The sequence below is a fragment of the Priestia sp. ABM2_011 genome (assembly GCF_056158845.1).
On record NZ_JBSWUB010000001.1, the window covers coordinates 310,005 to 336,552 of the forward strand.

The window sequence follows — 26,548 nt, forward strand, 5'->3', positions numbered from 1 at the left end:
AGTGTGAGACAAAAAGTCCACACTTTTTTGCATTAACCATTGCGTCCACTTCCCTCTTTCTTATACACTGTATGCTGTAGGGGAAAAAACCAAGCTTTAATATGTTTGGAGCGATTTGATGACACAACAAAAATTAGATAAATATGAAATTATGGACGTTAGCTTACTAGCAGGTAAAATTATGTTAGAAAGCGGAGCAGAAACGTATCGAGTAGAAGACACAATGATGCGGATTGCAGCGTCTTACGGTATAAAAAAATCCCACAGCTATGTGACGCCAACAGGGATTATGTTTTCACTTGAAACGAAAGAACCGACGAAAACGAAGTTAATTCGTATTTCCGAACGAACGACCGATTTAAAAAAAGTAACTATGGTAAATAGTGTCTCAAGAACCATCAGTCAAGGAAACATCTCCTTGGAGGAAGCGTATGAAATGCTACAAGAAATTGAAGCAACGAACGTAGCTTTTCCACTATGGGTTCAACTTGCAGCTGCATCCATTTCTAGCGGATGCTTTTTAATCATGTTTCAAGGTTTATGGACGGACTTTATTCCAGCGATGTTTTCAGGAGGTCTCGGATTTTTAACCGTGGTGTATTTCCACCGTCTTATTCCGATTCGCTTTTTTGCTGAGTTTACCGCTTCGTTAGTTATTGGACTTTTATCAGCTCTTTTAGTCGCTTCAGGACTAGGAACGCAAATTGATAAAATTATTATTGGATCCGTTATGCCTCTCGTTCCTGGGTTATCGATTACCAATGCAGTGCGAGATTTAATGGCGGGACATTTACTGTCTGGATTATCAAAAGGAGCAGAAGCGTTTCTGACGGCATTTGCTATTGGTGCAGGTATTGCCATTGTATTTACGCTTCTATAGAAGGGAGGCATCATATGCATATCGTAGAGCAGATAATTACAAGTTTTATTGCTTCAGCAGCGTTTGGGATTATTTTTAATGTTCCACGTGAATCATTATTAAAAAGTGGCTTTGTCGGAATGATTGGCTGGCTCATTTACTATTTGCTAACGTTCTATGGTGTAGATGAAATTCCAAGCACTGTAGCATCGGCCTTTTTTATTGCTATTATTAGTCAAATTTACGCAAAAATTTATCGTACGCCGATCATTATTTTCACCGTAGCAGGTATTATTCCGCTCGTTCCAGGGGGAACAGCATACGATGCCATGCGTAACTTTGTAGAAAATAATTATAATGAAGCGATTAGTCTTGCAGCAAAAGCCTTTATGATTTCAGGTTCAATTGCCATTGGTATTGTATTTTCTGAAGTCATTAACCAAATCATTCGTCAATCTAAATTAAATGCGAAAGCAAAATATCGACCGTAGAGAAGCAAGCTCAAATCAGAGCGTGCTTTTTTTATGAAAAAATAAAGAGATCCTGCCCTTTTTTGTCACAAGAAAGTCACGTTTTAGTCTAAAAACGTTCAAAAAATGTACGTGCACAGCTAAAAAAATAGACTATACTATGTAAATAGAAAGAGAGACATTACATATGTTTGTGAAATGTTGAGCATATTTCTCGAATTGTTATGCTCAATGTTTCACAATATAAGTAAAAGATGCTCAGAAATGAGCAAAGTATCTATGGAAATGATGAATGTTCTTATATATGAAAGGAGAAAGAAGATGGATACAGTCATACTATCACGTATTCAATTTGCATCAACGACGCTGTTTCATTTTATCTTTGTACCGCTGTCTATCGGCCTTGTCTTTTTAGTAGCGATCATGGAAACGATGTACGTAGTAAAAAAAGATGAACAGTATAAAAAGATGGCAAAGTTTTGGGGGCACTTATTCCTGATTAACTTTGCTGTCGGAGTCGTAACAGGTATTTTACAAGAATTTCAGTTTGGCATGAACTGGTCAGAGTACTCAAGATTTGTAGGAGATGTATTCGGTGCGCCGCTCGCTATTGAAGCACTGCTCGCGTTTTTTATGGAGTCCACTTTCCTTGGACTGTGGATTTTCGGGTGGGATCGTTTGCCTAAATGGCTGCACTGTCTATGTATTTGGCTTGTTAGTCTAGGTACTATCTTTTCAGCGTTCTTTATTTTAACGGCTAATTCTTTTATGCAGCATCCGGTCGGAATGGAGCTAAATAATGGCCGTTTAGAAATGAATGACTTCTTTAAATTGTTAACGAACGGTCAGCTGTGGGTCGAATTCCCTCATACAATTTTAGGTTCGTTTGCAACAGGCGCCTTTTTTATCACGGGTGTCAGCGCTGTTATGCTCTTGAAGAAAAAACATGTGGCTTTTGCTAAAAAATCATTTCAAGTTGCTATCCTTGTAGGGCTAGTTTCAGGTGTAGGAATTGCACTATCTGGGCATGAACAGGCCGGATATTTAGTTAAAACACAGCCGATGAAAATGGCCGCAAGTGAAGGATTATGGGAAAACAGCGGAAGTCCAGGTGCTTGGACAGTAACAGCAAATATTCACCCTGATGAAAAGAAAAATACGAGTGAAATCAAAATACCTTACTTATTAAGCTTCTTATCATACGGTAAGTTTTCAGGCTCCGTTCCTGGAATGAATGAGCTGCAGCAGCAGTATACGGCGAAATATGGAGAAGGAAATTATATTCCACCCGTTCGAACAACGTTTTGGAGTTTCCGCATTATGGCTGGTCTAGGTGGCGTATTATGTGCATTAGGCATTTGGGGTACGTACTTGCTTTCTCGTAAAAAACTTCAAGAAAGCAAACTATTTTTACGTATTATGACGATTGCCATCGCCTTTCCGTTCCTTGGAAGCTCAGCAGGTTGGATTATGACAGAGATTGGCCGTCAGCCTTGGGTTGTATTTGGCTATATGAAAACCGAAGATGCCGTGTCTCCTGGTGTAACAGCAGGTGAATTGCTATTTTCTATTATCTCGTTTTCGTTCTTTTACTTAATTTTAGCTGTGATTATGGTGTTCTTGTTCGTTAAAGAAATTAAAAAAGGTCCAGATCACGATCACGAAGCACATACAAAAGTAACATCAACTGATCCGTTTACAAAGGAGGGATACAATGTTTTCTCTTAATGAATTCTGGTATTTGCTAGTATCCATTCTGTTTGTTGGTTTTATCTTTTTAGAAGGCTTTGATTTTGGGATTGGAATGGTGTCTCGCTTTTTAGGAAGAAACGACTTAGAGCGACGAGCTTTTATTAATACAATCGGTCCTTTTTGGGATGCAAATGAAGTTTGGTTAATTTCAGCAATCGGTGCTATGTTTGCCGCTTTTCCAAACTGGTATGCAACGCTATTAAGCGGGTCATATGTTCTTTTTGTTCTTCTGTTGCTTTCGCTTATCGGACGCGGTGTAGCATTTGAATTTCGAGGAAAAGTTGAAAAACAAGCGTGGAAAAATGCGTGGGATTGGGTTATCTTCTTTGGAAGTCTTTTTCCACCGCTCATTTTCGGCATCTTATTTTCAGCACTAATGAAAGGATTGCCTGTTGAGCGCAACATGCAAATGAATGCCGGCTTTTCGGATATTGTGAATCTATATACCATAACGGGCGGCGTGACGCTAACGATGCTTTGCTTATGGCACGGACTTATTTTTGCGACGATCCGTACGATGGATGACATTAGAGATCGTTCACGAAAAGTTGCCATGAAGCTTTTGCCTGTTAATGCCTTGCTGCTTCTTATTTTTTCAGGCATGACGTTTTTTGAAACAAATTTATTCAGCAATCATAGCCGCTTGATGCTATACACATTTTTTATCGGTATTTTCGTGTATTTACTAGCAGGATTTTTCCTTACACGGAAAAAAGACGGATGGGCCTTTGCTATGTCTGGCTTAATTTTAATTTTATCAATTTCCTCTATATTTGCAGGATTGTTTCCAACCGTTTTGGTTAGTTCAGTCAATGAAAGCTATAGTTTAACGATTCATAATGCAGCATCAGGGAATTATTCCTTGAAAATTATGTCTTACGCTGCTATTGCGTTACTGCCTTTTGTGTTAGGTTATCAAATTTGGAGCTACTACGTTTTTAGAAAACGTGTAGATCATAAGGAGCATATGGAGTACTAATGGGTAGAAATTTAATGGTTTACAACGGAATAAAAATGGTTCTTGCCGTGTTAATAGGGCTTATTACTATTCAAAGTGTAGCCATTATTTTTCAAGCTAAGTGGCTTGCCGAAGTAATTACTGCTCTTTTTCATGGTGAAAGTTTAACTTCGCAGACAAAAGCAATCGGATTGTTTTTGTCTGCCTTTATGATTCGTCAGATCGTAAGTTTTATAGTGAAAAAAACAGCATATCAATTTGGAGTCAAAACGACTCAGGAACTTCGTTTGACGGTCATGAAAAGCATTTTTGCACTCGGACCGCGCTTTACCAAAAATGAAGGGACAGGAAACTTGGTGACGCTCATCACCACAGGCCTACAGAAGCTTCGCGCTTATCTTGAGCTGTTTTTGCCTAAACTGGCCGCCATCAGCGTTACACCTTGGCTAGTGCTCGCTTTCGTTTGGTATCAAGATCGGCTTTCAGGCATTATTTTGCTTGTAACTATGCCAATTTTAATTTTATTTATGATTTTACTTGGACTGGCTGCCCAGAAAAAAATAGATAGCCAATGGGAGACGTATCATGTGCTGTCCAATCACTTTGTAGATTCGCTTCGAGGATTAGAAACGTTAACATTTCTCGGGAAAAGTAAGGAGCATGCTGAAACGATTGGAAGAGTCAGTGACCGCTATCGAAAAGCGACAATGGGAACGCTCCGAATTGCTTTTTTATCTACGTTTGCTTTAGATTTCTTTACGATGTTATCTGTAGCCATCGTGGCTGTTATGCTCGGTTTGCGGCTAGTGAACGGTTCGATGACGTTAGAGCCTGCACTTATGATTTTATTGCTGGCGCCTGAATACTTCCTGCCGATACGGGAAGTCGGAAACGATTATCATGCAACATTAGACGGAAAAGAATCCGGAGATGCATTAATTAAGATTGTAAAGCAGGCTGAAAAACCGTCGGCTAAAGAAGAAGATGTTCCTGATTGGACGGAAAACAGTGAAATTCAATTGCGTCATATCACCGTAAAATATGACGAAGAGCAGCCGCCTTCTCTTGAAGATGTGTCACTTCATGTTAAAGGAAGTAAAAAAATTGGGATTATAGGAAAAAGCGGAGCTGGAAAATCGACGCTTATTGATATACTGAGCGGCTTTGTACAATTTACAGAAGGGTCTGCTGAAGTAAACGGCGTGCCGGTTGATTTACGCTCAGATGCTTGGCAAAAGCAGATTACGTATATCCCTCAGCACCCATTTATTTTTAATGGAACAGTGAAAGAAAATATTGAATTTTATCAGGATAGAGGCGGTTCTTATGATTATGAAGATGCCTTAACGAAAGCAGGACTTTTATCTACGATTCAACAGATGCCTAAGAAGGAAAATGAAGTGATAGGAGATGGAGGACGGCAGCTTAGCGGCGGCCAAGCTCAAAGGATTGCCCTAGCTAGGGCGTTTCTGAGCGATCGCCCTATTATTATGCTTGATGAACCAACGGCGCAAGTAGATATTGAAACGGAATATGAATTAAAGCAAGATATTTTAACGATGTTTCAAGACAAGTTATTTATTTTAGCTACGCACCGTCTGCATTGGATGAAAGATATGGACCTCATTGTTGTAATAGAGAACGGAAAGGTTGCAGAAGTCGGCAATCATCAAGAACTGATTCGAAAAAAAGGAGCTTACTATCAATTTTTACATGAAGAGGAGGAGATATGATGAAATATAAAAGTTGGATATGGCCCTACTTTAAAACGTATAAATATCGTATCTTTTCTATCTTATTACTAAGCTTGTTAACGATTGGTTCTGCTTGTGCGCTAATGTTCACATCAGGTTACTTGATTTCAGCTTCTTCCTTACGTCCAGAAACAATCTTACTGGTGTACGTTCCCATTGTGCTTGTGCGTACATTTGGTTTAAGTCGAGCCGCCTTTCGTTATGCGGAGCGTCTTGTTAGTCACGATTTTATTCTTCGCATTTTAGCTAAGATGCGTACACGTCTTTATCATTTGATTGAACCGTTAGTTGCTACATCCCGCTATCGAACGGGAGATGTTTTAGCGGTTCTCGCTGAAGATATTGAAAGTTTACAAGACTTGTTCTTGCGTACCATTCTTCCAACAATCTCAGCTGTTATTTTATACGTTATTTCGATTGTAGCTTTAGGATTCTTTAGCCTAAAGTTTGCATGTTTGATTGCCATCTATTTATTTTTATTAGTAGTAGTGATGCCGCTTTTTTCCCTTTGGCATATGAAAGCGGCCAATCAGCGATATAAATCAAGCAAAGCACAGTTATATGCTAAGGTCACAGACGGGTTTTTAGGAGTTGCTGATTGGGTGTTAAGCGGTCAGCAGCAGTCATTTTTTCATTCGTATAACAAAACAGAAGATGAGCTAGACCGCATGGATCGTAAGCTTAAACTATGGACGTATTACCGAGAATTGATTGGCCAAGTTATTGTAGCAGGTTTAATTGTCACAATGATTTGGTTTGGGGCTTCTCTTTTTGCAGACAAAGAGCTTGCAGGTGTTTTTATTGCTGCTTTTATTTTAGTAGTATTTCCTTTATCTGAAGCACTGCTGCCGGTATCTAATGCAGTAGAAAAAATTCCTCAATTTGAAGAGTCATTAAATAGAGTGCAGGAAATGGAAAAGAACTGGGAATCTGTGAATGGAAAGAAAAAACATACTCTTTCCCTACCTTACAAAGGTTCATGGGACTCGGTTAGCTTAAAAGTCGAGCATGTAAGCTTTCGCTATAGCAATGAGGAAGAGTCAGTCATTCATGATCTTTCATTTCAAGTCGAGCCAGGGAAAAAAATTGCGATTCTTGGCAAGAGCGGAGCTGGAAAGTCGACTCTGTTAAAGCTGCTGCAAGGCTCCTTATTGCCTACAGAAGGTACAGTTCAACTAAACGGTCAGTCTGTTGTTGAAGTTCGTGAAGATGTACCAAAACTCATCTCTGTATTAAATCAAAATCCTTATTTATTTAATACAAGCGTAGCAAACAATTTATTACTAGCTAATGAAGAGGCTACAAAAGAAGAGGTAATTGAGGCAATGAAGCAAGTCAATATGCACTCCCTTGTGGAAGGTTTGCATCAAGGATATCAAACGTCCATGCTCGAAACAGGTCAGCGCTTTTCAGGAGGAGAACGTCAGCGGATTGCGTTAGCACGTGTTCTACTTCAGCGTACGCCAATTGTTATGCTGGATGAGCCAACTGCAGGGTTGGATACCGTGACTGAAAAGAGTTTGTTATCCACTATCTTTGAAACTCTTCACGACAAAACTTTAATTTGGGTTACACATAATTTAGTTGGGATGGAAAAGATGGATGAAATCTTATTCCTACAAGATGGAAAGATAGCCATTCGCGGAACGCATGAGGAATTACTTGCTACGAACAGTCACTATCAAAAGCTATATGAATTGGATCATCCGGCAAAAAGCCTTTAGCAGCAGCTAAAGGCTTTTTACTATTTTATACTAAAGTGAAATTCGACAAACATGAGTAAGATATGTGTCGAACGAAGGAAAATAGCTTGGATTCAAAGAGGGGAGAGGCGTTTAGCATTTTTGAAAAAGTGGTAAAACAAGGTAGTGTTTGTTTCTTCCTGTATAACATCGGTTTATTTTAGGGAAAATATATACACATTATGCGAACGAGAGAAGGAAGATACAATGGAACCTATGCTTGTACATATCACACTTGTAGTGGGACTAGGAGTTCTATCTCAGTGGCTGGCTTGGAGATTTAAGCTACCAGCAATTGTCGTGATGTCGATTATCGGACTGCTAACAGGCCCTATTTTAGGTTTAATTGATCCTAAAGCACAGTTTGCTCAGCTTTTTGATCCTTTTGTATCGATTGCTGTAGCTGTTATTTTATTTGAAGGCAGCTTGAACTTAGACATGAGAGAGGTAAGAGGAATCGAAAAGCCCGTGTTTCGCATTGTGACACTGGGAGCCATGCTAGCTTGGATGTTAGGCTCTTTAGCTGCTCATTATATAGCGGATTTATCCTGGGCGGTGGCAATTGTTATCGGAGGGCTTTTTATTGTGACGGGTCCAACCGTAATTTTACCTCTTTTACGACAAGCTAAATTAAAACCAAAACCAGCAGCGATTTTAAAATGGGAAGGTATTATTGTCGATCCATTTGGTGCACTGTTGGCCGTTTTTTCGTTTGAAATTGTTCAATTTTTAGTGCTGAGAGAAGTGAGTGGAAAAACAATTCTCTTTTTCTTCGTAGCCTCTATTATTGCCGTTTTAATAGGATGGATTCTTGGCCGCGGAATAGGATGGATGTTTCAAAAGGGGCATATTCCAGAGTATTTAAAATCTCCGGTCGTATTTATTGTCGTTATTGCCTGCTTTACAGTAGCTGATGAAATTAAGCATGAAACAGGTCTTCTAGCAGTAACAGCGATGGGGATTACCCTTGCTAATATGCATATTTCGTCTATTAGTGATATGCGACACTTTAAAGAGAATATTTCGGTTCTATTAACTTCTACTATTTTTATTATGTTAACGGCTGGACTGACGATGAAGACCATTACTGAAATTTTTCATTGGAATATTATTTTGTTTGTTTTACTTATGCTGTTTATTGTCAGACCGGTCTCCATCTTTTTATCAACGGTAGGCACAGATTTATCTATAAAAGAAAAAATACTGATTGGCTGGATTGCCCCGCGCGGAATTGTGGCGTTAACGGTCTCGAGCTACTTTGCGAAAGTACTAATTGATGAAGGATTTAAAGATGCTTCCATCCTAACAACGCTGACATTTGCTTTAGTGTTTGCTACGGTTTGTGCACACGGTTTTTCTCTTTCATGGCTAGCTAAGAAGCTTGATTTATCAATTGGAGAAGAACCTGGTATTTTGCTTGTAGGAAGCAATGATTTTACGGTTGCCTTTGCAACGAAGTTAAAACAGCTAGGCTATCCAGTATTAGTTGCTGATTCTTCGTGGGAGCGGTTAAGAGTTGCGCGCAGAGCGGAGGTAAATGTTTATCACGGAGAAGTACTAGCTGAGCAAACGGAATATCATCTAGACTTAACTCCTTATGAATATGTGATTGCTGCAACTGAGTTAGATGCATATAATGCGCTTGTTTGTACTGCTTTTCTTCAAGATATGGGGCGGAACAATGTTTTTCAATTGAGCATTCGTGACCAAGAAGATTCAAGAGAAGATGTTGATGAAATTATGCACACAGTAAGAGGACGTATGCTCTTTAAGAAAGGAATTACGTGGGAGTTTCTGCATCATAAAATGGAGCACGGATATACGATTTACAATACAAAAATTACGGATGAATATACGTTTGAAACATATCTTGAGGAGAAAAGCGATGATTCTCTTTTACTAGCAGTGAGCAAGCAAGGAAAGGCATTGAGTTTTTTTGCTCATGATCAAGAAATAAACGTTAATGCGGGTGACACGGTGTTAAGCCTTCAGCCATTAAAAAGATAAAAAAACAGGCCGTTAATGACCTGTTTTTTTTATGCTTGTCTTTGTTTAAAATGAATGACGAACAGATAAGCAGCAGCTGCTGCAAAATAGATAGTAACGGCTGGTGCGGTGAAGACATGCCCAGCTACAAAAGCAATTCCAAGAGCTAATACAATTGCTGTACTATACATCATAAAGCTTTCATCAAGAAGCTGTGATGGGTCTTTAAATAATCGAACCAACACGGTTAAACCAACTACTAGAAGTGGAAGAACCCATAGTAAAAATCCGATGATACCTAAAGAGAAAAACAAATCATAAAAATCCATTTCAATCATCTTTGGCGGAAGCTGCTTTGTATAGTCTCCAGAAAAGCCCATACCTATCATTTTTCGTGCAATAGGTGCTTTTGCATACTCTTCCTTATGATGAGCTAAGAATTGCTCACGGCTGCTTAGAATCAGATTTTGAATATCTTTGTCATCTAAATTTGATTCCTTTTGTTTTTTCTTTTTAGCCGGCTTTTCTTTTTCTTTCTTTTCTGGCTTTTCTTTCTCTGTTTTCTCTTTTTTAGCCTCTAACATATCGATGTGCGTATAAGTGTTTTTATAAGCTGGAGAAATCGGAGTAGTTGCTCCGGTTACAATTAAAAGCAGAATTGAGATTACTAAGTTGGCTTTAATTAAGCTGCGTTTATTCGTAAATAATTTTGCAAATAAGACAACTGTTGCTACAACTAAAGAAAGAATAACGGCACCTAAGCCTACTTTCGTTCCAAGCATGATGGACGAAACGGCTAACAAGATAAAAGGAATCCAGTAATAAGCTTTTGAAAACGAACGTACTTTATCTAAAGCTAAAAGCAGTGTGAGAGGAAGCAAAATAGCAATGGTTGCGCCTAGCTCATTCGCTGCATAAAACCAGCCTTTAAACCCAATTTTATTATACTGATAACTCTCTAGTGCTGTACCCGTTAGCATTGTACCGATAAAAACAATACTGATGATGAGTGAAGCAGTTAATAAGTTTTTGCTCAGTATTCTTTTTACATCCACAGATGATCGATAATGTGAAAATATCACAATCATTCCAAGCAGCGTAACGTTCATATAAACAACTTTATTGAAAAATTTAATTTCTTGCCCAATATAATAAGGATCTTTCCATTGATGATTTAAGTAGATGTTGAGTCCAAGAAAGAGTGCAAAAACAATAAGGTAGATAATCGAATATCTAGCCCATTTTGATTGTTTGGCAAACACTAAAAGTAGGACACCTGCAAAAATCATATATAGAAAGCGAATAACAACCCCAATTGAGAGACCACTATCCATGTTCAAAACCATGTACGTCGTTAGCATATCAATAATCGGCTGAATTGAAATAAAACCAACGAACAGAAAAAATAACCAGTATGTGTTCTTCATATAGTACTCTCCTGTTTTACGTGAATTAACGTTTTCTTTTAACTAAAAGCATAACACCTTCTACTCTGCATAATAGCGTCGACATTAAGTATACTAAACCACCTGCAATACAGACAATACCAAATCGTAAGATAACATGTAATGAATTCAAAAATGCGATGTCCTTTAAGAAGAACATGACGATCGCAACAGGTACGGAAGCTAAAAGAATTTTTCCTGTTTCTTTTACTAGATATCCGTAATGGAAGTGATTGATTTGTTTTGCCAGCATAACGAATACGATAGCCGTATAGAAAAAGGCAACTACTGACATGGAAAGTGCTAATCCTTGGTATCCCATAAATTTAGTGAAAATCATGTTAAAGATGATATTTAACACAATGGATAATAAGCCTGCTCTCATAATAAGATAACCTTTTTGAAGAGAATAAAATCCTTTTGCAAGAACAGCTTGCAGGGAATAGAAAAACACCGAACCTAGGTAATAATAAGATACATCTGTTGTTTTTAACGTCGAATGTGCGTCAAATGCACCGCGCTGGTAAGCAATCATTACAATGTCTTTCATATAAAAGATCATGATAACAATCGTCGGAATCAGCAGCATCAGCATAAACGTAATCCCTTTTTCAATTCCTGATTTAAAGCGCTCTTCATCTTTTTCAGAAATGGCTCTTGCAATCAGCGGATAAATAATGGTTGCGACCGTAACCCCGAATATTGCCTGGGGAATACTTACAAGTCTGAAAGCATAATTCAAGTATGAAATAACGCCTTCACCAAAGGAACCGGCAAAGAAGAAGTTGACAGTTAAATTAATTTGACCGACCATAATGGTTACACCAACAGGGATGAATACTTTATAAAAAGCCACCACTTCATCACGGTCAATTTTTTGCTTCCATAACAGCAGATGCTGCGGTTTAAAATAGACAACTTTAATTAAGAAAGAAGCAATAGTTCCTATAAAATAGCCAAGAGCAATTGCATAGCCGCCCATAATTGAATGTAATAGGATTGTACTTAAAATTGTAAATAATACAACAACCGTTTGAGAAAACACAGAGAAAGAATATTGACTTCGTGCATCAAATACACCTTCGTATACGGCATTCACTCCAACTAGTGAAAGAGATAAAAAGTACATAACGCCCGTATAAATTCCTAGTTCAATTGCTGCTTTAGAAAAATTAGAATACGAAGCGGGAAAGTAAAAGAAAGCCGCAATTGATCCGAGAACCGAAATAATGAAACAAATAAGAAAGGTTGATTTAACAATATTAGTCAAATGAACCTTTCCTTTATTTTCTTTTTCATAACGTAAATAACTAGGAATAAACGCATCCTTCATCCCCGTTAACATAAATAAAATAAAAGCATTTGGAATAATCATTGCTGCGTTGTATGAATCGACAATATAACTTGTACCGAAATAGTTAGCAATAACTAAATCACGAATCATACTAGAAAATTTCAAAAATAATGTTGATATGAGCAGTAAAATGCTCGCGAATTTTAAGTTTTTCATGCGAAACTCCTACCTTTTCAAGTTATCTCATCAACTATTAGCAATAAAGAAGCATCCGACAATTAGAAGAATACAGCCGATAACTTGTTTTGTTGTAACTTTTTCTTTAATTAAAAAGTAACCGAATGTTAATGTCCAAATGTACGTAATAGACGTGAGCGGAAATACAATAGAATAAGGTAACAGCGTTAAAACATACACATTAAGCAGAGCTGCCGCCCCGTAAAAAAGGCCGCCACCCACAAAACAAATAAGCGCTAGCTTTATCTTTTTTTCATTTAAATACGTAGAAATATACTTGAAAAAGACAGCTCCAACTGAACCTAAAAGAGTCATAATAATTAAAAGTGGGATACTATTCATCTTGGCCACCTACTAAAATTACACCTACGATAATAATAAGAGTACCGACCAGCTTCATAGGGCTAATGGTTTCATTTAATAGAAAGAAACCAAGAGCGATGCTGATGACATATCCTAGGCTTAAAAATGGATGAAGCAAGGAAACTCTTTCAAATTTAAAAGCGGCAATCATAAACACCGCTCCTAATCCATAAAGGAAAAAACCAATAATTAAATTTAAGTTAAATGAAGCTTCGGACAACTTCCAAAAAAGTTGTCCAACAGCTGTAAACAGGGAAGCCACGATAATGAGTGTGATTCCTAGCTTTTTGTTATAATTGCTCTCCATCAGGAGGTCACATCCTTTTCTTTCTGATCAAATCGGATAAAAGGAAGACCAATAAAGAAGAAAGACACAAATACGCTTGCTAATAAATATCGAAAATCTTGAGCCGGCAGTGCCGCAAGAACAGAAAGCGTGTTAAGTGCCCAAGGAATGACAATAATAAGGGACGTAATTCCTCTTCGAATCACTAGCATTAATGAAAATAATAAAATGACACAGTGATAAAAAGCTGGTTTCCATAAGAATGTAAAAACAGGGTGCTTAAAAATAGCTAAGTAAGCATTGGCAGTATGTGTAATAAACGGCTCGATTACTTTATTTTTAAGACCTAAATCATTGCCGTAATAAATGTTGGTTACGTACGTATCCGTGTAGCCATCTTTAAAAGGATTGATTTGCCATACTAAAGCTGTTTGTTTGAGAAAGCCTTCCGTTGCTAGATAAGGATTTTTGATGACAATGCTAGCATAGTTCTTAAAGTAAAGGCCTAAATCATTAAAAATAAACTCGCGGTCGTAGTATTTCCACGTGAATTTAATTGGATCGCTTTTGTATGGATTATACTTTTCTTTCCACAATTCAATAGGGAGCACTTTATTAAAATATTCGCGCTCTTCTTTTGACATCTCTCCATCATTTGAAATGATGTTTGCAATTTGTTGAGTTGGAATAGACAAAGCTTCATTTGGATCTGAAGGTTTTACATCAAGCCACGTGAACACAGGGCCTGTAACAATCTTTTGTAAAATAAAGACGACTAAGAAAATCGTGACAAGAGGTTTCCAATTTTTTCTGAATAAGACAATCATTAAAAGGAAAGTCAAAACAAATACAGGAAAACCATTATGTCTAAAGAAAGCTACTCCAAATGCGGAAAGTAAAAGTAAGAAAAAGCTCGCTTTACTTTTAACCCAAGCACCTTTTGACAGATAAATTTTTGCAATGTTAACCGTAAAAAACAGCAGAAAAGCACTGTATAAAATGTCTTTCCAAATAATAATTGAAAAGATTAAGAAGCTTGGAATAATGACAATAATAGCTGTTAAAAGTCCAATCATAACAGGATGTGCTTTGCGTTTAATGAAAAAGTCAAATGTATAGGCGTATATGCTCACTACAACAACAATTTGCGTGAACGCTACAATTCCTGGGTTATCCCATATTTTTGTCAGCAGCATAATGAGCCACGTAATCATAATAGGGTGCCAATCGTTAAATTCTCCGTTATGTGCCTGTCTCCACTGTGCTAATGAATCAGGAGTCATGGCCGCTGGGAAAAAGGCGAACCAGTAATATAGACTAACAGCTAAAATAAGAATCGTAACAATTCCTAGATAACGCTTTGGGTGTGCAAATGTGTAGTGAAAATCGTTTATCTGTTTGATAGCGCTGAGTACAGCGGCCGTCAGCAGCATTGCCAATAAAGTACGGCTGATGGCATACAAAACGAGTGAAAAAATAGTTGAGCTCGTCATATGTAAGTTATCTAAAAGTGAAAACTGTACGATAAACGAAAAAACAATCAGCAATAGCCATTCTAGCGGTTTAAATGAAGCATAAGCTCTATTTTTATAAATAAAAATAGAGCTTATGATGGTAAATACAAGTGCAGCAAAAAGGGAAAGATAGTGAACACCGTCTGGATTACCAATACTTAAACCGATAAGAATAATTAAAGCTGTTACTGTAAGCAGTAAAATACTTTTTTTATTCTTCATCATTGTTATTCTCCTACTTGTTCAATCTGTTCAATTTTTTTATTTAGTTCTAATTCATATTGCTTGCGATTTAATGAAGCGATTGTATCTAGAATTAATCCACAGACGAAAGATAAAACACCTAACACCATCAATCCAGTTGCTAAGATAGATGAAGGTACTTTGGTAATAAAGCCTGTATCAAAAAATTCATAAAGTACCGGAGCACCAACAGCTAATCCTGCGACAATAAACAACACTGTCCAAATGGAGAAGAACTGAAGCGGCTTGTACTCTTTAAATAACGTAAAAATCATTCGTAACACTTTAAATCCATCAGAGAACGTATTAAGTTTCGATTCGCTGCCTTCAGGTCGATCGCGATAATCGATCGCGATTTCTTTTAGGCGGAATCGTTTATCTAACGCGTGAAGACTCATTTCTGTTTCAATCTCAAATCCTGGGCTCATCACAGGAATTGATTTTACAAATAATTTATCGTACGCACGATAACCTGTCATGATATCTTTAATGTTACTTTTGTACAGGCCGTTAATTAAAGAACGTACTAAGTTGTTACCAAAATTATGGAAAGCACGTTTGTTTTCTTCGAGATACGTTCCGTTTGATAAACGATCTCCAATGACCATGTTAGCTTCTCGATTTCTAATAGGGTCAATTAATTGATGAACAAATTCTGCAGGATACGTATCATCCCCATCTACCATGACATAACAATCTGCATCAATTTCTTGAAACATTGAACGTACAACGTTTCCTTTTCCTTGCTTAAATTCTTTTTTGACGATTGCGCCGTGTTCAAGTGCAATTTCACTTGTACGATCTTTTGAATTGTTGTCGTATACATAAATATCTGCACTAGGCAGTTCGCGTTTGAAATCGTCAATTACTTTTCCAATTGTTACTTCCTCGTTATAACAAGGAATTAAAACTGCGACTTTCATTTTTCCACCTCATCAAAAAAAATTGTTGGGAGTTGTTCAGCAATTACATCTACTGTGTAGCGGTTTGCTGTTTGTAACGCCTGTTGAGACATTTGCTGTTTCACATCTTCAGGAAGATTAATAAAAGCCTGTAGCTGTGAAGCTAGTTCATCTACATTTTTAGGCTCAAAGAATAGACCATTCTTTCCGTCTATAATGTAATCTTTTAGACCACCAATCTGACTCCCAATCACGGGTGCTCCGCAAGCCATAGCTTCGAGGCCGACTAAGCCCAAACTTTCTCCTTTTCTTACGGTCGGAAACACGAATGCTTCAATCGCATTATATACGTAAGCAAGAGACGACTGAGGAAGCAGAGGAAAATGGATGACTTTTCCCTCTAGGCCCAGAGTCTTGATCATTTCCTTAAATGCAGCTTCGTCTTTTCCGCTTCCAACGTATAAGTATTTGTAAGAAGTGGGCGTTTGTTGTTCAGCTTTTGCAATTGCTTGAAGGTAGTATTCCCATCCTTTACCCACATCAATGCGGCTTACACATCCAATATAACGGATAGTAGGGTCCAAGTTTAGTTCTTGATAAGCTTTGCTTTTATCTGGATAAGGATGAAACAGATCTTTATTCACTCCTCCGCTTGGAAAAATATAGATTGGATTATGAACCTTATATTTCTCTTCAACGAGCCCTTTATAGTAGGGAGAAGGAGTAATAATTTTAGTGGAATGGTGCAATAAGTCATTTACTCTAGGCTGATATTTTTCCTGTGAAGCTACTTCAGGTACAACATCTGAACCATGCACGTTTGTCACAATCTTCACATTCTTCTTTAGCTTTTTGAGAATCAGCAGCGGAAGAGCATTATGAGATGCATAATGTACGTAAAGATAGTCGTAATTTTTTGTTAAGCCCGTCACAATGACATTAGCATAATGAGAAGCATAGCTAAAAAGCTTGCTTAATTTGCTTGTCTTTTTTTGCATGACAATTTTATCAACTTGAATACCATGTTGAACTAAAATTTTTTCAGTGTTTTGAACAAATACACCATAGCTCGGGAATTGTTCAGAAGGATACATATTTGAAATCAACAAAATTTTCATGATTGTTTCACACCTATTTTTCTTTATTAGTTTATGATAATGACAACGGGTGTTCATTTAAATAGAGCTTACATGTATCATCTTACTATTAAGTTGAGCGATTTCATTGATAAACATGCAAAAATGGGTTGCATATCGTCAACATCACAATATTATAGCACACCTACTTTTTAAAATGCGAAAGTTTATCGGACACTTATAAAACGATAGATAAAGCAGTAAAGAAGATGATTTTTACATAATCATAATCACAAGAAAAAAGCGAACGCTATTCGTTCGCTTTATGTCACTTATTTCACTTCAACGCTTACCCCAAAATGGTCAGAAACAACGGGATAATGTATGCCGTTAAAAACTACAGTCGATGATTGAATATCCTGCGCATGACTCGATAGAATGGAGATCAAGGCGCAGCGCCCGTTCATTATCATCCCATCCAGCAATGTTCCCTTGAACTGTAATACCGCTATCTTTTTTGTTCGATAGAGTATACGTATCATAGAGGCCTTGGCTCAACAGGTAGTCGTAACCTTCATGTCGTCTATGAGCGTCATTATTAAAGTCTCCAAGTAAGAAAAATGGGTTATCTTTGTGTACATGAGCTAGCAGCGTATCAACTTGCTGCTTGAATGGCTCTTCCTCGTCATCCCACCAGCCAAGATGACAAGAATAAAAAGTAAGGAGTTCTTTTTCATATTCGATTGTTGCTCCAACAATTCTTCTCGTTTTCCAATAGTCAATATTTGACGTTTGTGAAACAAAAAATGAATGCTCTTCAATAATCGGGTGTTTCGTTAAAATGGCAATTCCTTCTTCATACACTTCATAGCCTATATGAGATAAATCCCATACCAATTGATAGTCTTCACCTTGCTTACCCAGTTCTTTTGCTAAAAGCCAAGCGTAATTATCGCTGCGAATGTAGTCATATACATAAGGCGCGTCTATTTTTTGGCTTACTTCCTGTAAAGCAATGACATCATATTTTTCTTTTTTAATTACTTCAGCTAGACAAGATAACTTGTCTAGCTGATTTTCCTCTTGCCAAGAGTGGCAATTTAACGTTAATAGCTTCATTATGTTAAGCTCCTAACAAATCTTGAATGTCGGATTTCAAAACATCCGCTTTAGGTCCATAAATAGCTTGTACCCCTTTATCTTTCAAGATTAAACCAAGGGCTCCGTTTTGTTTCCATTCACTTTCTCCTGCAACGGCATGTATATCTTTTACCGTTACACGTAAGCGAGTCATACAAGCATCCACGTCTTCAATATTGTTTTCTCCGCCAAGCAGTCCAATAATGACTGGGGCAAGCGAATCATTTTTCACCTGCTTGCTGCTTGTTGCAGTTGTTTCTTCATCGATATAGTTTCCGTTACGTCCCGGTGTTGGGAAGTTAAAACGTTTAATTAAGAAGTTTGCCACTCCAAAATTTAAGCCAAAAAATACAAGGCAGGCGATGACAAAGTTCATTAAGTCAGCCCATAGTCCGGCTTTGATAATCATTGGTGTACGTGTTAATAGTTCAATTACGCCAAATGAGTGTACGCGAACATGAACAATATCAACAATGGCAAAAGCCAGTCCTGTCATAATGGCGTATACGACGTATAGAAGAGGCGCCGCGAACATGAACATAAATTCAATCGGCTCTGTTACGCCTGTTAAGAAAACAGCTAGTCCAGCTGAAAAGAACATTGAACGATATTTCGAACGTTTGTCAGGATCTACGTTGCGATACATTGCTAAAGCAATTCCAATTAATGACGCACAAGATAAAATCATCTGTCCTACTTTAAATCGTGCAGGTGTAACGTCATGTAAGAGCTGCTTGTAGCTGTCCATATCTCCTGCAGCACGGAAGTTATTTAAGTCTGCAATCCAAGCAAGCCACAAAGGATCTTGACCGGCAACAGTGGAACCTGCTCCAGAACCCGTTAAAATTTTGTACGTACCGCCTAGCTCCGTATAGTTCATAGGAACTGTCAGCATATGATGAAGACCAAACGGAAGAAGGAGACGCTCTAATGCTCCGAAAATAAATGGTGCCAGAATAGGAGCTGTATCTCTAGATGTTGCAATCCACTGTCCGAAGCTGTTTAGCGAACCTTGGATGAACGGCCACACAATGGATAAAAGCAGTGCCGTTACAACTGAACCACCGATGACTACAAACGGTACGAAGCGCTTGCCGTTAAAAAACGAAAGGGCTTCAGGCAATTTATCATAATTGTAATATTTGTTGAATAAATTTGCGCCTAAGAAACCAGCGATAATTCCTACGAATACTCCCATGTTAAGAGCGGGAGATCCTAAAATAGATGTGAAGTAGTCTTTTACAACTAATTCTTGTCCAAACAGTGATTGAACCGTTGCTTTTGAATCTGAGAGCATTTCTGCTTTAACTCCAAAAATGGCTCCTGTAATTCGATTAATAAGAATGAATGCAATGAGTGCAGCAAATGCACCGCCAGCACGTTCCTTTGCCCAATATCCCCCGATGGCAACAGCGAACAAGATGTGAAGATTTGTAATGATACCCCATCCTATATCTTCCATCACTCGTGCAATTGTTTGTACAGCAGTGATGTCTCCCCCAGTCATTGCAACTAGTTTTCCAAGTGAAATCATAATACCAGCTGCGGGCATAACCGCTACTACTACTAATAAAGCCTTACCAAATTTCTGCCAAAAATCAAATGAAAAGAACTTCTTCATAGTTTTTCCCCTTCCCCTATGTATGGGTTTTCATTTTATTTTTTGATAAACTATATTTTTAAGACAGTGCAACCGTTTGCATAAACCTATTGTAATAAAAGGGCTTTCATAATGCAATACTGTAATTTCTCTTTTTTGAAAAATTTATTCATAAATTATAAATGATGAAAAAATTTTTATGATAAAGTGAACAATATCAACGGTATTTTAACATGGTGGGATGTAATAAAAGCATTTAAGTAATGGCATAAAGATAGGTACAGAGGAGGATAATATGAAAAAAGAAGAGCTACAAGCGATTATTTTTGATTTAGACGGTGTTATTGCAGATACAATACATTTATATTATAGAGCAAATAAAAAAGTAGCAGATCAACTTAACGTTTCGTTTTCTGAAGAACTAAATCAACAGCTGCAGGGAATCAGCCGGATGAGAACTGTAGAGCTCATTGCTGCGCAAGGCAATGTACACCTGACAGTGGAACAAAAAGAAGAGCTTGCTTATGAAAAGAATAAGCATTATCAGGCTTTAATAAGAGAAATGACAGAAGATCATTTACTTCCAGGCATTAAAATGTTGTTAGAAGATTGTAAAAAACAAGGCATTAAAATGGGAATTGCTTCTTCTAGTTCGAATGCAAATACTGTAATAGATGCGCTAGGAATACGCTCTTTTTTTGATTGTATTGTGGATGTAAGGAAAATCAAGAAGGGAAAACCAGATCCAGAAATATTTTTGACAGCTGCCGATCAATTAGAAGTAAAACCCGATGCATGTGTGGCAATAGAAGATGGAGAGGCAGGTATAAAAGCTATTAATCAAACAGATATGGTTTCTATCGGCGTTGGTAAGCATCTGAGGGAAGAGGATGTGAATTTTCGCGTATATTCAACAGCTGATTTGCATGTAAAGACGATCAAAGAGGTTTTCGAGAAAGCAAGAAAAGGAACAGATTATAACAGCGCGTATACAAAAAATTAGTAAATCTTTTACATGCAAGTAGCAAAGCGCTAAAAAACATATGCTAGAATAAAATAAGAGAGCAAAGATACATAGGAAGGGGTACATCATGATTAAATGTATTGCGATCGATATGGATGGAACGCTAGTAAATAGTGAACAAGTTGTAAGTAAAGAAAATGCCCAAGCGATTAAGACAGCTCAAAAGGCAGGGGTGGAAGTTGTTGTTGCTACGGGACGTTCTTATGAAGAAGCGCGTTATGTTTTAGAAGAAGCAGGACTTCATACATATTTAATTTGTGCAAACGGAGCAGAGCTTCGCAATCCACAAGGGGAAAAACAATATTCAGTAGGCATGACGATGGAAGCTATTCGTGAAGTAGAAGATATTTTTAAGAAGTTTCAGCTGTACTTTGAAGTCTATACAAGTGAAGGTACGTATTCAAATGACTATGAAAAAGCTTTGTCCGTATTAATGGATATTTATTTAAGTGCTAGCTTAAAAGATAATTATGAAAAATCGTTAGAAGCGGCAAAAGAGCGTTTCAATAGCGGCAGAGTAAAGCTTATTGAAGAGTATGAAGCGCTGTTTCAAGATCCAAACAAGGACATTTATAAGCTGCTTGCTTTCTCTTTTGATGAAGAAAAGTTAGAACAGGCAAAAGTAGAACTTGTGAAGTTAGATTCTATTGCAGTCAGTGCATCTGGTAAAGAAAATATTGAAATAAATGATGAAAATGCTCAAAAAGGAATTGCGGTTACATCATTTGTTCAAGAACGCCATATTTCTTTAGAAGAAACGATGGCCATTGGAGACAATTATAACGACGTATCGATGTTTCAGCGAGTTGGACGTGCCGTAGCGATGGGAAATGCCCCTCAAGAAATCAAAGAGTTTGCCCATATCGTAACAGGAACAAATGACGAGCACGGCGTAGCTCAAGCTATCTTAAATGCGCTTGAAACAGTCAAACAATAAGCAAAATAGAAAAGCATGCCTCTAGGCATGCTTTTAGTTTGTTACTTTTTCTTTGTTACGACGGTATGCACCGTGATTTGTTGGTCCGACATATTGATTTAAAGCAAATGAATGGCGAATTGCTTCTGTAATAAACTCTTTTGCTGTATAAATAGCTTGTTTGACGTCACTGCCTTTTGCCAATTCAGCAGCAATCGCAGCTGAGTATGTGCATCCAGCACCATGTGTAAATGTCGTTTCAATACGTTCAGACTCTAAGATCTCAAATGTCTTTCCATCATAAAGCAAATCGATTGCTTTTTCGTGTGCTAATTTACTTCCACCTTTAATCAATACATATTTGGCACCAAGTTCAGAAATTTTCACGGCTGCTTCTTTCATTTGATCAACCGTTTTGATAGGGCCAAGTCCGCTTAATTGACTAGCTTCAAATAAGTTAGGCGTTACGACTGTTGCTTTTGGAACTAGTACATCACGCAAGCTGACAGTTGTTTCCGGATGAAGCGCTTCGTCTTCTCCTTTACATACCATCACAGGATCTACTACAACATTTTTTAAATCGTATTCTTCAATTGTTTTTGCCGCTAGTTCAATAATTTCCACTGAGCCAAGCATACCCGTTTTTAGAGCTTGTACGCCTACGCCTTTTACAATTGTTTTCAGCTGCTGTTCAACAGTGGAAGGTTGTTGTGGAAATACGTTATGAGACCAGCTGTTATCGGGATCCATTGTTACAATTGTTGTTAAAGCTGTCATTCCGTAAACACCAAGTTCTTGGAATGTTTTTAAATCCGCTTGAATGCCAGCTCCGCCGCTGCTATCAGAACCAGCAATGGTTAATGCTTTATTCATTGTCATAAAAAATCCTCCCGTATTTTAAGTTCATAGAGAAAATAGAGTAAAATTTCTACCGGGCGGCTTTTAGTTGCCCAATGTGTTTTAGATAAATTTCTTCCATTCACTTTTTCTTCTATTTTATCGCTTTTAATGTAGATATTCAATTTCTAAAAACTGTATGAATCCTACGTGTAATTTAGAATTATCATGACTGACTGTGAAGCATGAGTTAAATGAACGTTAGCGAATGAGATATAAGGTGGTTTGAACATTTACTTTACATAAACTTAAGAGTAACCACCTTCACAAGTAATCGCATGCTAAAAAACCTCTTATTAAAAGGCTTTTTACCTTATTGTACAAGCACTCTTTTTCTTAATGAATAAAATGAATAGAAACTTAAGAAAGGGTGATTCACATAAAAAAACATTATAATCATGACAGTTATAAAGATGCCCCGGATTCTTCTAATCAATCACAACTTCAAAAGAGAAATCACAAAGACTGTTATATGAAATCGAATTTAATGAGCGATAACTTCAAAACTGTTAAGACAGGTACTTTAAATGTTTGTATAATCGTATTACCAGGAGCTAAAGTTGATCGAAACTCTAAAGATAATCCGTCTACAGTTCCCAACCGTGTAAAAAGAGACATAGCGGCTGCTAATAGGATATGGAAACAATATGAGAAAAACCAATTAATCCAGGGGGTTACATTTACTATTACACGTTCATTTGTTTTTTTGGAAAACATCAGTGGCATTGTAAGTAATGCGGAAAATTTTCCAATTAGAGGAGCTAGTCATCTTACAATGGTACAAGCAATGCTTGAAACTGGCCGAAAAGTTTGTCAAGACGCTGATGTATACGTATTTTATATGAATGGAAATAGATTTGGGCCTGTTAATTTTGACTATTCATCGACTCTTGCTGTAACTTATAACTCTTTTCCACTTGTGATTATGACAAATGCAAGTACAGATGAGTATCTTCTTGCACATGAATTAGGTCACTTTATGTTTATTACGAATCGGTTTAACGAGACAGATGATCCTGAACCATTTCATGAATTAGATGGTAATCATAATAGAACGCCTAGCAACCTTATGTTTCCTACTCCTGAATTCTGGCCAATGGTACCGGAGATTACCGGTGAACAGATACACAAAGCTTTAAATAGTCGTGTTTTTTACAGCTAATTGCTGTTTATTCAAAATAAAAACGCCCTTAACAGAGGTTTAAGGACGTTTTTTACTATCTATTAAATAGAAGCTAATTCTTTTTCAAGAGCTACGTCTACTGATACATAATCATAACCTAAATCATGTGCAACTGCTTCGTACGTAATAGCTCCGTTTGCAACGTTCACTCCTAATTTTAACGCTTCGTTTTGAGCGATTGCTTTGTGAACACCTTTAGAAGCAATTTGAAGTGCGTAAGGTACCGTTACATTTGTTAAAGCAATCGTTGATGTGCGTGGAACTGCTCCTGGCATGTTCGCAACTGCATAGTGTACAACACCGTGCTTTTCATAAGTAGGCTGATCGTGTGTTGTAATGTGGTCAATTGTTTCAACGATACCACCTTGGTCGATTGCTACGTCAACAATAACAGAACCTGGCTTCATGGTTTTCACCATTTCTTCTGTTACGAGTTTTGGAGCTTTTGCACCTGGGATTAATACTGCACCAATCACTAAATCTGACTCTGCTACTGCATCCGCAATGTTATAAGGATTTGACACTAGCGTATTGATTTGGTTGCCAAAGATATCGTCTAATTGACGTAGGCGTTCAGGACTTAAATCAATAATTGTTACATCAGCACCGAGGCCGATTGCGATTTTTGCAGCATTTGTACCAACACCGCCGCCTCCAATAATCGTTACTTTTCCGCGGCTAACTCCAGGAACACCCGCTAATAAAATTCCTTTTCCGCCGTTTGATTTTTGAAGGAATTGTGCACCAATTTGAGCAGCCATACGTCCTGCTACTTCGCTCATAGGTGTTAATAGAGGCAATGTACGATTGACTGCCACTGTTTCATAAGCAATAGCCGTTACACCGCTATCTTTTAATGCTTTTGCCAGTGCTGGTTCAGCTGCTAAGTGAAGGTAAGTGAATAAGATAAGACCTGGTCTAAAATAGCCGTATTCACTTGCTAATGGTTCTTTTACTTTCATGACCATTTCAGCTTGTGCCCACACGTCAGCTGCTGTCTCAACAATTTCAGCTCCGGCTTTTACATAATCTTCGTTTGTGAAGTTACTTCCAATACCTGCTTCATTTTCAATTAATACACGATGACCTGTACCAACAAATGATGCTACGCCTGCTGGTGTAATCGCTACTCGGTTTTCGTTGTTTTTGATTTCTTTTGGTACGCCAATAATCATGATTAATTTCCCCCTTGGTCGTTTGTGTATCTTTAGTATAAAGAAAGTTTTGTGAAATTTCTTTGTCTAGAAAGAAGAATTGAAGAAGCGGTTTTTGTTTAAACACACAAATGTAAACGCTTACTTATCAGAATTTTTAATTTTTATGTCAGGTTATCTAACATTATTAAGGGAAGAAAACATAAAAAAAGAGCTATTTATTTATCGGAAAATAAATAAATAGCTTTCTGTTAAAAAATATAACATTATCTGTTATTTTTTATATTTCATTAACTTAATATCAATATAAAGAGTCATTTTTTGATTAACATCCTTTAAGTTGATATCACCAATCTCTGAAATTCGCTTTAATCGATAGCTAAGTGTATTCATATGCACATTTAATTCTTTGGCTGCTTCATTAATATTGTTATCATTATTTAAAAATACTTCAAGAGTCTCCACCAAGTTACTGTTATGACGAAGGTCATAATCAGTTAGCTTCTTTAAAGAATGGTTTTCAAATTGATCTTGAACGCGCTTGTCTAAAATAACATCTAGAAATTGATAAATACCTAATTCTTGATAGTTAATAATCTCTTTTGTTTCTTCTGGAAACTTACTTTTCATATCTAATACGTTCAAAGCTTCTTTATAGCTTTTTTCGATATGATCGTGCGATGAATAAATACTGCTGCAGCTGGCTTTAATTTGAGTAACATCAAAGCGTTCATGCATGTTTCCTCTAAAATAGTCTACAAAATCTCGCTGTTCATCAAGAGGATTTTCAACCGCATCCAAAGAAATCAGTAAGATTAAATCATTGCAATCAATCGTATAAAGAACGATTTTTAAGCGGTGCATTGTTTTCAACATATACGAAATTTGGCGTTCAGCTTCAGGCGTAATATCTTCTTGGAAGCGGAAGATAGCAATGGAAAACGCTGATGGAGCCGTAATTTGAGCTTCATAAAACGCTTCTGAAATTTCTTGGCGAGACTGAATGTGGCCAGTTAATAATTTCCAGAAAAATTCCTGTGAGCGCTCCTCTCGTTTGTATTTTCGAATTTGAAGCTGCAGCAATTTGTTTTTTAATACATTCGCAGCTTTTTTTAATAGCTCCACTTCTTCATCGCCTAAGGCTTTCTCAATTTCCACAGCCCAAATGAATCCTAGAACTTCTTCATTTTTCCAGATAGAAATGGCTATACGATCTCCAAGCCCGATTTCATTTATATTTTTCACACGCACAGGTTCATTTGTCTCAAGCAGTTTCGGAATAATGCCTTCTTTCCATAAGTTGTTAATGACTTTTTCCGGAACTCTTCTTCCAATAATCGTAGCAATACGCGCTTGGTCCGTTCTTTCATCATGGGTGCTGTAAGCTAGTAAGCGATGATTAGCATCTTCAATCGTAATAGGGCAGTTCAATACCTCGCTAATGCGATCAGCAAATTCTTCAAGCGTATCAAAATTTTCTTTGAACGGATCTTTGATTGGTTTTGTCATATATAAAATCCCTCTTCGTAAAACAAAATAAGTACTAGTGCAGCTTTTTTAGCTGCAGTAAATATAGTAAAACGGTAACAACCGTGTTGATCATCAATTCATTGAAATGATTAACTGCTTAATATTTTAACAAAAGTAATTGTTTAAGAAAATGTTAAAATGCGTCTAAAGGTAGTTAAGAATGTACGGATGATTAGTAACTGCGTTCATTTCACTTATTTTATCGAAATTTTCTTCAAAATAA

General features: G+C 37.3%; 21 protein-coding genes and 1 pseudogene. 10 read left to right on the top strand and 12 right to left on the bottom strand.

Translation table 11 applies throughout. From position 1 onward, the window contains the following. Positions 1 to 118 precede the first annotated feature (118 nt). The 7 genes from ACXAE4_RS01725 to ACXAE4_RS01755 all read left to right on the top strand — a co-directional run bounded on the left by ACXAE4_RS01725 (position 119) and on the right by ACXAE4_RS01755 (position 9,542). A complete protein-coding gene (locus tag ACXAE4_RS01725; RefSeq protein ID WP_013085528.1) occupies positions 119 to 880 on the top strand; it encodes a threonine/serine exporter family protein in 762 nt (253 codons plus the stop codon). A 14-nt stretch (positions 881 to 894) separates the two neighbouring features. Beyond that, positions 895 to 1,350, top strand: coding sequence for a threonine/serine exporter family protein (locus ACXAE4_RS01730; protein WP_013059882.1), 456 nt, complete (start codon positions 895 to 897; stop codon positions 1,348 to 1,350). Between the two features lie 300 nt (positions 1,351 to 1,650). After that, the gene (locus tag ACXAE4_RS01735) at positions 1,651 to 3,057 is read left to right on the top strand and encodes a cytochrome ubiquinol oxidase subunit I (RefSeq protein ID WP_028411940.1); all 1,407 of its coding nucleotides are present in this window, start codon (positions 1,651 to 1,653) and stop codon (positions 3,055 to 3,057) included. Beyond that, positions 3,044 to 4,060 (top strand): cytochrome d ubiquinol oxidase subunit II, encoded by a 1,017-nt coding sequence (gene cydB, locus ACXAE4_RS01740; RefSeq protein WP_028411941.1) that lies wholly within the window; start codon positions 3,044 to 3,046, stop codon positions 4,058 to 4,060. The genes ACXAE4_RS01735 and cydB overlap by 14 nt, the downstream gene beginning before the upstream one ends. Beyond that, entirely contained in the window at positions 4,060 to 5,772 is a 1,713-nt protein-coding gene (cydD, locus tag ACXAE4_RS01745; RefSeq protein WP_099000257.1) for a thiol reductant ABC exporter subunit CydD, read from the top strand. Before cydB ends, cydD begins: the two co-directional genes overlap by 1 nt. Continuing rightward, a complete protein-coding gene (gene cydC, locus ACXAE4_RS01750; RefSeq protein ID WP_430027857.1) occupies positions 5,769 to 7,517 on the top strand; it encodes a thiol reductant ABC exporter subunit CydC in 1,749 nt (582 codons plus the stop codon). The genes cydD and cydC overlap by 4 nt, the downstream gene beginning before the upstream one ends. 225 nt (positions 7,518 to 7,742) lie before the next feature. Then, on the top strand, positions 7,743 to 9,542 hold the full coding sequence (locus ACXAE4_RS01755) for a cation:proton antiporter (RefSeq protein WP_289578602.1): 1,800 nt from the start codon (positions 7,743 to 7,745) through the stop codon (positions 9,540 to 9,542). A 29-nt stretch (positions 9,543 to 9,571) separates the two neighbouring features. On the opposite strand, the gene ACXAE4_RS01760 is transcribed toward ACXAE4_RS01755, so the two are convergent. From ACXAE4_RS01760 to ACXAE4_RS01800, 9 genes and pseudogenes are all read right to left on the bottom strand, one after another. Next, the gene (locus tag ACXAE4_RS01760; protein ID WP_289578600.1) at positions 9,572 to 10,948 is read right to left on the bottom strand and encodes an O-antigen ligase family protein; all 1,377 of its coding nucleotides are present in this window, start codon (positions 10,946 to 10,948) and stop codon (positions 9,572 to 9,574) included. Between the two features lie 25 nt (positions 10,949 to 10,973). Next, positions 10,974 to 12,476 (bottom strand): murein biosynthesis integral membrane protein MurJ, encoded by a 1,503-nt coding sequence (gene murJ / locus ACXAE4_RS01765; protein WP_013059875.1) that lies wholly within the window; start codon positions 12,474 to 12,476, stop codon positions 10,974 to 10,976. A 30-nt stretch (positions 12,477 to 12,506) separates the two neighbouring features. Continuing rightward, positions 12,507 to 12,839 carry an EamA family transporter gene (locus tag ACXAE4_RS01770; protein WP_014457712.1) on the bottom strand — a complete coding sequence of 111 codons (333 nt, stop codon included), beginning with the start codon at positions 12,837 to 12,839 and terminating at the stop codon, positions 12,507 to 12,509. Then, entirely contained in the window at positions 12,832 to 13,167 is a 336-nt protein-coding gene (locus ACXAE4_RS01775) for an EamA family transporter (protein ID WP_013059873.1), read from the bottom strand. Before ACXAE4_RS01775 ends, ACXAE4_RS01770 begins: the two co-directional genes overlap by 8 nt. Then, positions 13,167 to 14,885 (bottom strand): DUF6020 family protein, encoded by a 1,719-nt coding sequence (locus ACXAE4_RS01780; RefSeq protein ID WP_116739825.1) that lies wholly within the window; start codon positions 14,883 to 14,885, stop codon positions 13,167 to 13,169. Before ACXAE4_RS01780 ends, ACXAE4_RS01775 begins: the two co-directional genes overlap by 1 nt. A gap of 2 nt (positions 14,886 to 14,887) precedes the next feature. Further along, positions 14,888 to 15,826, bottom strand: a complete 939-nt coding sequence (locus ACXAE4_RS01785; RefSeq protein WP_028411948.1) for a glycosyltransferase family 2 protein — start codon at positions 15,824 to 15,826, stop codon at positions 14,888 to 14,890. Continuing rightward, positions 15,823 to 16,923 carry a glycosyltransferase family 4 protein gene (locus tag ACXAE4_RS01790; RefSeq protein WP_289578596.1) on the bottom strand — a complete coding sequence of 367 codons (1,101 nt, stop codon included), beginning with the start codon at positions 16,921 to 16,923 and terminating at the stop codon, positions 15,823 to 15,825. The genes ACXAE4_RS01785 and ACXAE4_RS01790 overlap by 4 nt, the downstream gene beginning before the upstream one ends. Before the next feature lie 290 nt (positions 16,924 to 17,213). Next, positions 17,214 to 18,000: pseudogene (locus ACXAE4_RS01795) on the bottom strand (endonuclease/exonuclease/phosphatase family protein). A 4-nt stretch (positions 18,001 to 18,004) separates the two neighbouring features. Then, positions 18,005 to 19,642 (bottom strand): PTS transporter subunit IIBC, encoded by a 1,638-nt coding sequence (locus tag ACXAE4_RS01800; protein ID WP_475235335.1) that lies wholly within the window; start codon positions 19,640 to 19,642, stop codon positions 18,005 to 18,007. Positions 19,643 to 19,916: 274 nt separating this feature from the next. Between ACXAE4_RS01800 and pgmB the strand changes: the two genes are divergently transcribed. Continuing rightward, positions 19,917 to 20,624 (top strand): beta-phosphoglucomutase, encoded by a 708-nt coding sequence (gene pgmB / locus ACXAE4_RS01805; protein ID WP_289578594.1) that lies wholly within the window; start codon positions 19,917 to 19,919, stop codon positions 20,622 to 20,624. A gap of 88 nt (positions 20,625 to 20,712) precedes the next feature. Next, the gene (locus ACXAE4_RS01810) at positions 20,713 to 21,582 is read left to right on the top strand and encodes a Cof-type HAD-IIB family hydrolase (protein ID WP_033580381.1); all 870 of its coding nucleotides are present in this window, start codon (positions 20,713 to 20,715) and stop codon (positions 21,580 to 21,582) included. A 33-nt stretch (positions 21,583 to 21,615) separates the two neighbouring features. Here the strand turns inward: ACXAE4_RS01810 and pdxK are convergent, their stop codons facing one another. Then, entirely contained in the window at positions 21,616 to 22,440 is an 825-nt protein-coding gene (gene pdxK / locus ACXAE4_RS01815) for a pyridoxine/pyridoxal/pyridoxamine kinase (RefSeq protein WP_033580382.1), read from the bottom strand. 793 nt (positions 22,441 to 23,233) lie between these two features. Between pdxK and ACXAE4_RS01820 the strand changes: the two genes are divergently transcribed. After that, positions 23,234 to 23,620 carry a hypothetical protein gene (locus ACXAE4_RS01820; protein ID WP_224980621.1) on the top strand — a complete coding sequence of 129 codons (387 nt, stop codon included), beginning with the start codon at positions 23,234 to 23,236 and terminating at the stop codon, positions 23,618 to 23,620. Positions 23,621 to 23,682: 62 nt separating this feature from the next. Here the strand turns inward: ACXAE4_RS01820 and ald are convergent, their stop codons facing one another. Together ald and ACXAE4_RS01830 are read right to left on the bottom strand one after the other, a co-directional pair. After that, positions 23,683 to 24,816 carry an alanine dehydrogenase gene (gene ald / locus ACXAE4_RS01825; RefSeq protein ID WP_013059863.1) on the bottom strand — a complete coding sequence of 378 codons (1,134 nt, stop codon included), beginning with the start codon at positions 24,814 to 24,816 and terminating at the stop codon, positions 23,683 to 23,685. Positions 24,817 to 25,068: 252 nt separating this feature from the next. Continuing rightward, a complete protein-coding gene (locus ACXAE4_RS01830; protein ID WP_289578593.1) occupies positions 25,069 to 26,304 on the bottom strand; it encodes a PucR family transcriptional regulator in 1,236 nt (411 codons plus the stop codon). Positions 26,305 to 26,548: the final 244 nt, after the last annotated feature.